Genomic DNA, 11,558 nt, shown 5'->3' with positions numbered 1-11,558 from the left:
CCGCCCGCGCCGCCCGCTCTGTCCGCCCCGTCCGTCCCGACGACCGCACCACCCGGCCCGGCCGCCGCCCCCACCACCTCCGTTCCCGCTTCCAGCCTCCCCCGACCCCAGGAGCCGACCCGTGCCGCAACCGCCGGCCGCTGAACCGCCGCTGTACCTGCCGCCGCAGCTCACCGCCGGCCATTGGCAGCGGGCCGGCCGCACGCTGCTCGCCAAGATGCTCGGCGAGTTCGCCTACGAGGAACTCCTCGCCCCGACCGCGACCGGGGCACCGGACGGCTGGACGCTCGCCCTGCCCGGGGCCGAGTACCGCTTCACCGCCCGGCGCGGAGCCTACGAGAGCTGGCTCGTCGACCCCGGCTCCGTCCGCTGCGACGACCCCGAGGGCCTCGACCCGCTGCGCTTCCTGGTCCACGCCCGGCACGCCCTCGGGCTGCGCGGCGACACCACCGGCCACCTGCTCCGCGAGCTCACCGCGACCCTGATCGCCGACGCCCACCTGCTGGCCACCGGCCTCACCGCCGCCGAACTCGCCGACCTCGGCCACACCGAGCTGGAGGGCCAGCAGGGCGGCCACCCGTGGATCGTCCCCAACAAGGGCCGGATCGGCTTCTCCGCCGCCGACGCCGCGCGCTGGGCCCCGGAGGCCCGCACCCCGCGCCCGCTGCCCTGGATCGCCGTGCACCGCCGGCTCGCCGAGTACCGGGGCGTGGCCGGCCTCGCCGACCCCGAGCGGCTGTACCACCGGGAGCTCGACGACCCGGCCGCGCTCCGGGCCCCGCTCGGCGCCGCCGCCGACGACTACCTGCTGCTGCCGGTGCACCCGTGGCAGTGGGACGAGACCGTGGTGCCGCTGTTCGCCCCGTGGATCGCCTCCGGCGAGATCGTGCCGCTCGGCACCGACGGCGACCTCCGGTTGCCCCAGCAGTCGATCCGCTCGTTCTTCAACGAGAGCCGCCCCGAGCGCTGCACCGTCAAACTGCCGCTGGCCATCCTCAACACCCTGGTCTGGCGCGGCCTGCCCACCGAACGCACCCTGGCCGCGCCCGCCGTCACCGCCTGGATCCACGGGCTGCGCGACGCCGACCCCTTCCTGCGCGAGGAGTGCCGGGTGGTGCTGCTCGGCGAGATCGCCTCGGTCACCGTCGACCACCCCGTCTACCGCGACCTGCCCGAGGCCCCCTACCAGTACAAGGAGCTGCTCGGCGCGATCTGGCGGGAGCCGCTCGGCCCCGCGCTGGCGCCCGGCGAGCGCGGTCGCACCCTGGCCGCCCTGCTCCAGGCCGGACGCGACGGACGGCCGCTGGCCGCCGAGCTGGTCGCCCGCTCCGGGCTCGCCCCCGCCGAGTGGACCGGCCGGCTGTTCGCCGCGATGCTGCCGCCGCTGCTGCACTTCCTCTACCGGTACGGGCTGGTGTTCTCCCCGCACGGCGAGAACGCCGTCCTGGTCTTCGACGAGCGGGACGTACCGGTCCGGCTCGCGGTCAAGGACTTCGTCGACGACGTCAACCTCAGCGACCAGGACCTGCCGGAACTGCGCGACCTGCCCGCCGAGGTGGACGCGGTACTGCTGCGCGAGGACCCGCAGGGCCTGTGCCAGTTCCTGCACTCCGGGCTGTTCATCGGCGTGTACCGCTATCTGGCACCGCTGCTGGAGGCCGGGACCGGCCTCGCCGAGGCGGAGTTCTGGGAGCTGCTGCGCGCCGAGATCCACCGCTACCAGGCGCGGTTCCCGGAACTGGCCGAGCGGTTCGCGCTGTTCGACCTGTTCCGGCCGCGGATCGACCGGCTCTGCCTGAACCGCAACCGGCTGCTGCTGGACGGCTACGGCGACCGCCCGCACCGCCCGCACGCGGCCCGGCACGGCACCGTGCCCAACCCGCTCGCCGCGGACGGTACCGGCCGGGTGCCCCGTCGGCGGGACCGGATTGTCACCCCTGCCCCGTAGGCTGGGTGGGTCATGACGAACGACTCCGAATCCCAGCTCCCCGCCGAGGACGCCGACGAGGCCGGGAGCGTCGCGGACGCCCCGGCGGAGGCCGTCCCCCGCGCCCGTGTCCCCGAGCTGCTGCACGCCGCGGTGGCCTCCGTCGGCGGCGTCGAGCGCCCCGGACAGCTCCGGATGGCCGAGGCCGTCGCGGACGCCGTCGACCACGGCGAGCACCTGTTGGTGCAGGCCGGCACCGGTACCGGCAAGTCCCTCGCCTACCTGGTGCCGGCGCTCGCCCACGGGGACCGCGTGGTGGTCGCCACCGCGACCCTGGCGCTCCAGCGCCAGTTGGTCGAGCGGGACCTGCCGCGCACCGTGGAGGCACTGCACCCGGTGCTGCGGCGCCGTCCGCTGTTCGCGATGCTCAAGGGCCGCTCCAACTACCTGTGCCTGCACCGGGCCAACGAGGGCACCCCGGGCGACGAGGGCGAGGGCCTGTTCGACCCGGTCGAGGCGCTGGGCGGACCCGCCGGCAAGCTCGGCAAGGAGGTGCTCCGGCTGCGCGAGTGGGCGGACGAGACGGAGACCGGCGACCGGGACGACATGACCCCCGGCGTCTCCGACCGGGCCTGGGCCCAGCTCGCGGTCACCTCCAAGGAGTGCCTGGGCGCGACCCGCTGCGCGTACGGCCAGGAGTGCTTCGCGGAGAAGGCCCGGGAGCGGGCCAAGCTCGCCGACGTCGTCGTCACCAACCACGCGATGCTCGCGATCGACGCGATCGAGGGCGCGCCGGTGCTGCCCGAGCACGGGCTGCTGATCATCGACGAGGCGCACGAGCTGGTCAACCGGGTCACCGGGGCGGCCACCGCCGAGCTGACCGTCGGCGCGGTGAACCGGACGGTCAAGCGGGCCGCCCGGCTCGCCAACGAGAAGGCCGTGGACGCGCTGCAGGCCGCCGCCGAGAACTACCACGGCCTGATGGAGACCGCCCAGCCCGGCCGGGTGGAGGAGCTGCCCGAGTACCTCGCCTACGCCGTGACCGCGATCCGGGACGCCTCCCGGCAGGTGATCACCTCGCTCGGCGAGACCAGGGACAAGGGGCTCAGCGACGAGGACGCCGTGCGCAAGCAGGCGATGGCCGCCGCGGAGTCCCTGCACGAGACCGCCGACCGGCTGCTCCAGGACTCCGAGTACGACGTGGTCTGGATCGAGCGCAGCGACCGCTACGGGCTGGGCACCGCCTCGCTGCGGGTCGCCCCGCTGAGCGTCTCCGGGCTGTTGCGGGAGGGGCTGTACAAGGAGCGCGCGGTGGTGCTCACCTCAGCCACCCTCAAGCTCGGCGGGGACTTCACCGGTGTGGCCGCCTCGGTGGGCCTGCCGTCCGACGCCCGGCTGCCGGACGTCCGCACGCCCGGCGACAACCCGGAGGCGGTCGGGGAGGGCATGGGCGACGAGCCGGTGCCGCACTGGCGGGGGATCGACGTCGGCTCGCCGTTCAAGTACTCCAAGCAGGGCATCCTCTATGTCGCCAGGCACCTGGCCGATCCCGGGCGTGATCCCGAGCGGCCGGACATGCTCGACGAGTTGGCCGATCTGATCGGCGCGGCCGGCGGGCGGACGCTGGGGCTGTTCTCCTCGATGCGGGGGGCGCAGACGGCCGCCGAGGCGATGCGGGAGCGGCTGGACCAGCGGATCCTGCTCCAGGGCGAGGACACCCTGGGCGAGTTGATCCGCGAGTTCGCCTCGGACGCGACCACCTGCCTGTTCGGCACGCTGTCGCTCTGGCAGGGCGTGGACGTGCCCGGCTCGGCCTGCCAGCTGGTGGTGATGGACCGGATCCCGTTCCCGAGGCCGGACGACCCGCTGATGAGCGCCCGGCAGAAGGACGTCGAACAGCGCGGCGGGAACGGCTTCATGGCCGTCGCGGCCACCCATGCGGCGCTGCTGATGGCGCAGGGCGCGGGCCGGCTGGTGCGCGCGGCGGAGGACCGGGGTGTGGTGGCGGTGCTCGACCCGCGGGTGGAGACCAAGCGCTACGGCGGCTTCTTCCGGTCCTCGATGCCGGAGTTCTGGTACACGACGGACCGCAACCAGGTGCGCCGCTCGCTGGCGGCGATCGACGACTCGGCGGCGCCGGTCCGGCCGGTGCCGAAGCGGGGCTGATCCCCGGCTGCTCCGGGCCCGGGACGGGACTCTGTCGGGAACCGGGGTCGGGAAAGGCCGGAGGGGCTCCACGCGCTGTGCGGGGAGCCCCTTCCTGTGGGTCCGGGCGGGGTGGTGCGGTCAGAGCCGGCGGAGGACGGCCACGACCTTGCCCAGGATGGTCGCGTTGTCGCCGTTGATCGGCTCGTACGCGGGGTTGTGCGGCATCAGCCAGATCCGGCCGTCCTCGCGCTTGAGGCGCTTGACGGTGGCCTCGCCGTCGATCATCGCGGCGACGATGTCGCCGTTCTCGGCGACCGGCTGGCGGCGGACGGTGACCCAGTCGCCGTCGCAGATGGCCGCCTCGATCATCGAGTCACCGCGCACGGTGAGCGCGAACAGCTCGCCCTCGCCGACCAGCTGCCGGGGCAGCGGGAAGACGTCCTCCACGGTCTGCTCGGCCAGGATCGGACCACCGGCGGCGATCCGGCCGACCAGCGGCACGTAGGAGGTGGACGGGCGGCCGGCGGTCTCGGCGGTGTTCGGCCGGGCCACCTCGACGCCGCGGACCTCGTAGGCGCGCGGACGGTGCGGGTCCCGCCGCAGGAAGCCCTTGCGCTCCAGGGCCATCAGCTGATGGGCCACCGAGGACGTGCTGGACAGGCCGACGGCCTGGCCGATCTCGCGCATCGACGGCGGGTAGCCCCGGCGCTGCACGGAGTCCCGGATGACCTCGATCACCCGGCGCTGGCGCTCGGTGAGGCCTGCCTCGTCGGTCCGGATCCCGGGCGGGCGGCCCGGCGCGGAACGGGTCGGCGCCGGGTGGGCGTCGTCCAGGGCGGGGGAGTGTTCGATGGGCTGGTCCGGAACACGCCCGACCCCGGAAATGCCCGGGCCCAGGGGGCGATGATCCTCGCTGCGGTCCATGCTGATGTCCACGCTCTGCTGATTCGTGGTGCGCTGCCCCACCTTGAGCTGGGAGTGATCCTGCACCGGGATGGTGTTGCTTTCGACGGCGTTCACGGCTGCCCCTCTCGACGGCTGTCCTCTCCTTTTTCCAGCCCAACGCACCTCGTATCGAAAGGTTGCGCCAAACACACGTTCGAGTGAATTATTCGGGAGTTGGCTGACTCGATCAAGGCTTTGTTGTACATCGATTAAATGTTCGATCGGAAATCGGCTCCGAGGGTATCGCCCGCGCCGACACGCCAGCACCCCTCCTTCGCTCCAAAACCTAGATGTAGTGGCTACAGTCCTCTCCGTGGCCCAGTACTTGTGGTCGAGGCCTCAAGATCGGGTTGCTCGCAGGGCCCCGGGATCGCATAGACTCGACCAAGTCCGCACGTCCTGCCAAGGAGGGATCCTCAGGTGCACTGCCCCTTCTGCCGGCACTCCGACAGCCGTGTCGTCGACAGCCGGACCACCGAGGACGGCAGCTGCATCCGCCGCCGCCGGCAGTGCCCGGACTGCGGTCGCCGATTCACCACTGTGGAGACGGCCGCCCTGATGGTCATCAAGCGCAGCGGCGTCACCGAGCCGTTCTCCCGGGAGAAGGTCATCTCCGGAGTCCGCAAGGCCTGCCAGGGCCGCCCGGTCACCGAGGACGCCCTCGCCCAGCTCGGCCAGCGGGTCGAGGAGTGCGTGCGGGCCACCGGCAACGCCGAGCTCACCACCCACGACGTCGGGCTTGCCATACTCGGCCCGCTCAAGGAACTCGACGTCGTCGCGTTCCTCCGCTTCGCCAGCGTCTACCAGGCGTACGACGGACTGGAAGACTTCGAGGCCGCCATCGCGGAACTCCGCGCCGAGCAGCCCGCCACCGAGGCCGACGGCGCCTGCGTGCCCGTCGCCGCCGCCGCGCCCTGACGGGCACGGCCCCTCCACCGGCCCCTTTCCGGGGTCGGCGCAACCCCTTCGGTCCCCCGGGGCCGACGTGTGCCCGAAAACGGCGCACAGACCATGACAAAACGTGCGCGGTGGGTGAGGATCCCTGCCTGCCGCACACCGGAAGAGCGAACCAGCCGTGCCCGGACTTTACGGGGCACTTCGGGCGTTTGCCCAACCAGGAGGAGGAACAGAAGTGACAGACACCACGAGCGGTTCCGCACGCGGGTCGAAGTCCGACAAGGCCGCGGGCAAGGGTGCCGGCAAGGCCCCCAAGGGCGGCCTGCGGATCGAGCGCATCTACACCACCCCTGGCGTGCACCCGTACGACAAGGTCCGCTGGGAGCGGCGCGACGTCGTCATGACCAACTGGCGTGACGGCTCGATCAACTTCGAGCAGCACGGTGTCGAGTTCCCCGACTTCTGGTCGGTCAACGCGGTCAACATCGTCACCTCCAAGTACTTCCGCGGCGCCCTCGGCACCCCGCAGCGCGAGTGGAGCCTCAAGCAGATCATCGACCGGGTGGTGCTCACCTACCGCGCCGCCGGCGAGAAGAACGGCTACTTCGCCACCCCGGACGACGCCGAGGTGTTCGAGCACGAGCTGACCCACGCCCTCCTCCACCAGGTGTTCAGCTTCAACTCGCCGGTGTGGTTCAACGTCGGCACCAAGCAGCCCCAGCAGGTCTCCGCCTGCTTCATCCTGGCCGTCGACGACTCCATGGAGTCGATCCTCGACTGGTACAAGGAAGAGGGCATGATCTTCAAGGGCGGCTCCGGCGCCGGCCTCAACCTCTCCCGGATCCGGTCGTCCAAGGAACTGCTCTCCTCCGGCGGCAACGCCTCCGGCCCGGTCTCCTTCATGCGCGGCGCCGACGCCTCCGCCGGCACCATCAAGTCCGGCGGCGCCACCCGCCGCGCGGCCAAGATGGTCGTGCTCGACGTCGACCACCCGGACGTCGAGGCCTTCATCGAGACCAAGGTGAAGGAGGAGGAGAAGATCCGCGCCCTGCGCGACGCGGGCTTCGACATGGACCTCGGCGGCGACGACATCGCCTCCGTCCAGTACCAGAACGCCAACAACTCCGTCCGCGTCAACGACGAATTCATGACCGCCGTCGAGAACGGCACCGAATTCGGCCTGCGCGCCCGGATGACCGGCGAGGTCATCGAGACCGTCGACGCGAAGAAGCTCTTCCGCAAGATGGCCGAGGCCGCCTGGGCCTGCGCCGACCCCGGCATCCAGTACGACTCCACCATCAACCAGTGGCACACCTGCCCGGAGTCCGGCCGGATCAACGCCTCCAACCCCTGCTCCGAGTACATGCACCTGGACAACTCCAGCTGCAACCTCGCCTCGCTCAACCTGATGAAGTTCCTCCGCGACGACGACTCCTTCGACGCCGAGAGCTTCGCCAAGGTCGTCGAGCTGGTCATCACCGCGATGGACATCTCCATCTGCTTCGCCGACTTCCCCACCGAGAAGATCGGCGAGACCACCCGCGCCTTCCGCCAGCTCGGCATCGGCTACGCCAACCTCGGCGCCCTGCTGATGGCCACCGGCCACGCCTACGACAGCGAGGGCGGCCGCGCCCTGGCCGGCGCCATCACCTCCCTGATGACCGGCACCGCCTACCGCCGCGGCGCCGAACTCGCCGGTGTGGTCGGCCCGTACGACGGCTACGCCCGCAACGCGGCCCCGCACCAGCGGGTCATGAAGCAGCACGCGGACGCCTCGAAGGCCGGCGTGTCCTTCGACGAGCTGGACGCCCCGATCTGGACCGCCGCCACCGCGACCTGGGACGAGGTCCTGCGGCTCGGCGCCCAGAACGGCTTCCGCAACGCCCAGGCCTCGGTGCTCGCCCCGACCGGCACCATCGGCCTGATGATGGACTGCGACACCACCGGCGTGGAGCCGGACCTCGCGCTGGTCAAGTTCAAGAAGCTCGTCGGCGGCGGCTCGATGCAGATCGTCAACGGCACCGTCCCGCGCGCCCTCAAGCGCCTGGGCTACCAGGACGAGCAGATCGAGGCGGTCGTCGCCCACATCGCCGAGCACGGCAACGTGGTGGACGCGCCGGGTCTGCGGACCGAGCACTACGAGGTCTTCGACTGCGCGATGGGCGAGCGCTCCATCTCCCCGATGGGCCACGTCCGGATGATGGCCGCGATCCAGCCCTGGATCTCCGGCGCCATCTCCAAGACGGTCAACATGCCGGTCTCCGCGACCGTCGAGGACGTCGAGGAGATCTACTTCGAGGCGTGGAAGCTGGGCGTCAAGGCGCTCGCCATCTACCGCGAAAACTCGAAGGTCGGCCAGCCGCTCTCGGCCAAGAAGAAGGACGAGGAGAAGGCCGCCGCCGAGGCCCCGGCCCAGGTGGAGAAGGTCGTCGAGTACCGTCCGGTCCGCAAGCGCCTGCCCAAGGGTCGCCCGGGCATCACCACCTCCTTCACGGTCGGTGGCGCCGAGGGCTACATGACCGCCAACTCCTACCCGGACGACGGCCTCGGCGAGGTCTTCCTGAAGATGTCCAAGCAGGGCTCGACCCTCGCGGGCATGATGGACGCCTTCTCCATCGCCGTCTCGGTGGGCCTGCAGTACGGCGTCCCGCTGGAGACCTACGTCTCGAAGTTCACCAACATGCGCTTCGAGCCGGCCGGTCTGACCGACGACCCGGACCTGCGGATGGCGCAGTCGATCGTCGACTACATCTTCCGCCGCCTGGCGCTGGACTTCCTGCCGTTCGAGACCCGGTCGGCGCTCGGCATCCACTCGGTCGAGGAGCGCCAGCGCCACCTGGAGACCGGTTCCTACGAGCCGGAGGTGGAGGAGGAGCTGGACACCGAGACGCTCGCCCAGTCCGCCCCGGTCGCGCCGGCGGTCGCCAAGCCGGTCGCCGTCCCGACTCCGGCCCCGGTCGCCGCCCCGGCGCCGAAGGCCACCGCCCAGGCCCACAACTCCACCGAGCTGATGGAGATCCAGCTGGGCATGAACGCCGACGCGCCGCTCTGCTTCTCCTGCGGCACCAAGATGCGCCGCGCGGGCAGCTGCTACCTCTGCGAGGGCTGCGGCTCCACCAGCGGCTGCAGCTGAGCGGAGTCGCCGCCTCGCGGGTGAGGTGAGCGGCCGCTGAAGGCGGGGCGAGGACAGTGATGTCCTCGCCCCGCCTTTTCGGCTTTTCTGTCAACTTTGGTTGACACTCCGTCGGCGTCAACCTAGGTTGACATTATGAGCGAGAGCGGAGAACTGGCGGCCGCGGCAGCCAGTCGGGATCCGGCCGTGGGACTCCGGGCGGTCCGGGCGTTGCGGGACCTGGCGGACCGGCTGGAGGGGCTGCAGGTCGGCAGTGCGCGGGACCAGGGCTGGTCGTGGCAGGACATCGCGGTCTGCCTCGGGGTGACCAGGCAGGCGGTGCACAAGAAGTACGCGCGGCGCGGTGCCGGCGGAAGCGGGAAGGACGGGGACTGAGCGATGTTCGAGCGATTCACCGAGGAGGCCCGGCGGACGGTCGGGCAGGCGGGGCGCGAGTCGGCGGAGCTGGGGCACGGGTACGTCGGGACCGAGCACCTGCTGCTGGCGGTCCTGGCCGAGACGGCGGACCCGGCGGCGCGGGTGCTGATCGAGGCGGGGCTCGACCATGCGGAGGCCCGGCGGGCCGTCGGGCGGCTGCTCGGGACCGGCGGCGACGCGCAGGCGCTGGCCTCGATCGGGGTGGACCTGGAGGCGGTGCGCGAGGCGGTGGAGTCCGTGTTCGGGGCGGGGGCGCTGGACTCCCCGCCGCCGCCGGAGCCGCGGCGGCGCGGGTGGTTCCGCTCCGAGGGGCGGAGCCCGTTCACCGCACCGGCACGCAAGGCGGTGGAGCTGTCGCTGCGTGAGTCGCTGCGGATGAAGTCCGGTCACATCGCGGTCGGCCACCTCCTGCTCGGGGTGCTCCGGGAGGGGGAGGGGCTCGGGGCGCGGGTCGTCGCCGATCACGGGTTGGACCTCGCCGAGGTGCGACGTGAGGTCGAGGTGGCGATGGGGTGAGGAGATGGAGGTGGAGTGGTATACGGAGCGTGGCAGAAGGAGACTGACCGTCAACTTACCGGTTGAGCACATCGTCTGAATGGATATGATCGGCCGACTGCGTGAACCGAAACACCGCCCGGAGACGTTCCACGACGTCGGCCGGGCGGTCGCGCATTTGCCCGACTTCTGCCGAGGACACCGCACCGATGACAGAAACCACCAGCCCCGACGCTGGGCCCACCCGTCGACCCGACGTGCGTACCAGGGCCGTTGTGGCGGCCGCCGCCCTGCTGGCGGCGGTGGCCGGGCCGGTCGGGGTGATGCGGGCCTTCGACGCCGGGCGTCCGCTGACCGCGGCCGCCGTGGCGGCGGTCACCGTGCTCTGGCTGATCGCCGTCCGGCAGGCCGGCAGCGCCACCGAACGGGCCCGCCGGCTGGAGCTGGAACTGGGCCGGTGGGAGGGCGAGTCGATGACGGCCCTCGTGGTCGCCGGCGCGGCCAGGCAGGCCGAGACCGCCGCCAAGGCGCGGGCCGCCGCCGCCGAGGCCGAGCGGGACGAGGCCGGGGCGGCGCTCGCCCGGGCCGAGGAGCAGGCCGCCGCCGCCCGCGCGGAGGCGGCGGGGGCCCGGGCGCAGGCCGAGGCGGAGCGCGCCGAGCGGGCCGCCGTGGACCGGATCGCCGACGAGGTGCTGCCGGTCCTCGTGAAGCGACTGCGGAGCGGTGCGACCGTGGACGCCGCCCTGGCCCCGCACCGCGACCACCCGCAGCGTCCGCTGCTGCGTGCCGTGGCGGAGGAGATCGGCCGCGGCGAGCGGCTGCGGGCCGCCGCCCTGGCGGTCTGCGCCACCGCGGCCGGCCGGGTGCAGGCGCTGGCCACGAGCATGCACGCGGAACTGCGCGAGATGCAGCACCGGCACGACGAGGAGGTCCTCGGCGACCTGCTGCGGCTGGACCACTCGACCGCCCAGGCGGGCCGGATGGCCGACAGCATCGCGGTGCTGACCGGCGCCCGCTCGGGCCGTCGTTGGGGTCGGCCGATCCCGGTGGAGTCGGTGCTGCGCGGCGCGCTCGGCCGGATCGGCGCCTACCAGCGGGTCAGGCTGCACAACGCGAGCACCGCCGCGGTGGCCGGGTTCGCCGCCGAGGGCGTGATGCACGCGCTCGCCGAACTGCTGGACAACGCGACCACGTTCTCCGCGCCGCCGGCCGAGGTGCACGTCTACGTCGAGGAGGTGCCGGCCGGGCTGGTCGTCACCGTCGAGGACAGCGGCCTGGGCCTGAGCGACAGTTGGCTGCGCCGCGCCGAACGGGCCGTCTCCGCCGAGTCGCTGGACCTCACCACGCTGTCGGCGGGTACCCGGATCGGTCTCGCGGTGGTCGGTGTGCTGGCCCGCAAGCACGGGCTGCAGATCTCCTTCCGGCCGTCGGCGCGCGGCGGCACCGGGGTGGTGGTGCTGATTCCGCAGCAGTTGGTCACGCACCCCGCGACGGCGCCGGCCCCGCTGCCCGAGCCGGTCGAGCGGGCGGCCGGTACGGGGCCGCGCCCCGCGCTCACCCCCGCCCGCCCGGCGCCCGCTGTGCCCGCCGCGCCGG

The 11,558-nt window shown here is 72.4% G+C and carries 8 protein-coding genes; 7 read left to right on the top strand and 1 reads right to left on the bottom strand.

Annotation, left to right across the window (positions count from 1 at the left end):
* Nucleotides 1-121 precede the first annotated feature (121 nt).
* Both BI06_RS40505 and BI06_RS40500 read left to right on the top strand, forming a co-directional pair.
* Nucleotides 122-1,948 carry an IucA/IucC family siderophore biosynthesis protein gene (locus BI06_RS40505; RefSeq protein ID WP_043476951.1) on the top strand — a complete coding sequence of 609 codons (1,827 nt, stop codon included), beginning with the start codon at nt 122-124 and terminating at the stop codon, nt 1,946-1,948.
* Between the two features lie 12 nt (nt 1,949-1,960).
* Entirely contained in the window at nt 1,961-4,093 is a 2,133-nt protein-coding gene (locus tag BI06_RS40500; RefSeq protein ID WP_078880418.1) for an ATP-dependent DNA helicase, read from the top strand.
* Nucleotides 4,094-4,213: 120 nt separating this feature from the next.
* Here the strand turns inward: BI06_RS40500 and lexA are convergent, their stop codons facing one another.
* On the bottom strand, nt 4,214-5,095 hold the full coding sequence (gene lexA, locus BI06_RS40495) for a transcriptional repressor LexA (RefSeq protein ID WP_369826377.1): 882 nt from the start codon (nt 5,093-5,095) through the stop codon (nt 4,214-4,216).
* 345 nt (nt 5,096-5,440) lie between these two features.
* On the opposite strand from lexA, the gene nrdR reads away from it, so the two are divergent.
* From nrdR to BI06_RS51890, 5 genes are all read left to right on the top strand, one after another.
* Nucleotides 5,441-5,938, top strand: coding sequence for a transcriptional regulator NrdR (gene nrdR / locus BI06_RS40490; protein WP_030396649.1), 498 nt, complete (start codon nt 5,441-5,443; stop codon nt 5,936-5,938).
* 214 nt (nt 5,939-6,152) lie between these two features.
* Complete coding sequence (locus BI06_RS40485) at nt 6,153-9,050, top strand: vitamin B12-dependent ribonucleotide reductase (protein WP_043476948.1); 2,898 nt, start codon at nt 6,153-6,155, stop codon at nt 9,048-9,050.
* Nucleotides 9,051-9,185: 135 nt separating this feature from the next.
* On the top strand, nt 9,186-9,425 hold the full coding sequence (locus BI06_RS40480) for a DNA-directed RNA polymerase sigma-70 factor (RefSeq protein ID WP_043476946.1): 240 nt from the start codon (nt 9,186-9,188) through the stop codon (nt 9,423-9,425).
* A gap of 3 nt (nt 9,426-9,428) precedes the next feature.
* A complete protein-coding gene (locus BI06_RS40475) occupies nt 9,429-9,983 on the top strand; it encodes a Clp protease N-terminal domain-containing protein (protein WP_043476943.1) in 555 nt (184 codons plus the stop codon).
* A gap of 188 nt (nt 9,984-10,171) precedes the next feature.
* Nucleotides 10,172-11,558, top strand: a 1,387-nt coding sequence (locus tag BI06_RS51890) for an ATP-binding protein (RefSeq protein ID WP_233290502.1), incomplete at its 3' end; no start/stop codon positions are given.

The sequence above is a fragment of the Kitasatospora sp. MBT66 genome, from assembly GCF_000710405.2.
GTDB classification, from domain to species: domain Bacteria; phylum Actinomycetota; class Actinomycetes; order Streptomycetales; family Streptomycetaceae; genus Kitasatospora; species Kitasatospora purpeofusca.
The sequence above is the reverse complement of the archived record's forward strand: the minus strand, read 5'-3'. Positions and strand labels throughout refer to the sequence as shown.

Excerpts from the sequence above, each read along its gene's own strand:
- BI06_RS40500 (WP_078880418.1), top strand. The coding sequence starts at position 1,961 with ATGACGAACGACTCCGAATCCCAGCTCCCCGCCGAGGACGCCGACGAG.
- BI06_RS40480 (WP_043476946.1), top strand. The coding sequence starts at position 9,186 with ATGAGCGAGAGCGGAGAACTGGCGGCCGCGGCAGCCAGTCGGGATCCG.
- BI06_RS40475 (WP_043476943.1), top strand. The coding sequence starts at position 9,429 with ATGTTCGAGCGATTCACCGAGGAGGCCCGGCGGACGGTCGGGCAGGCG.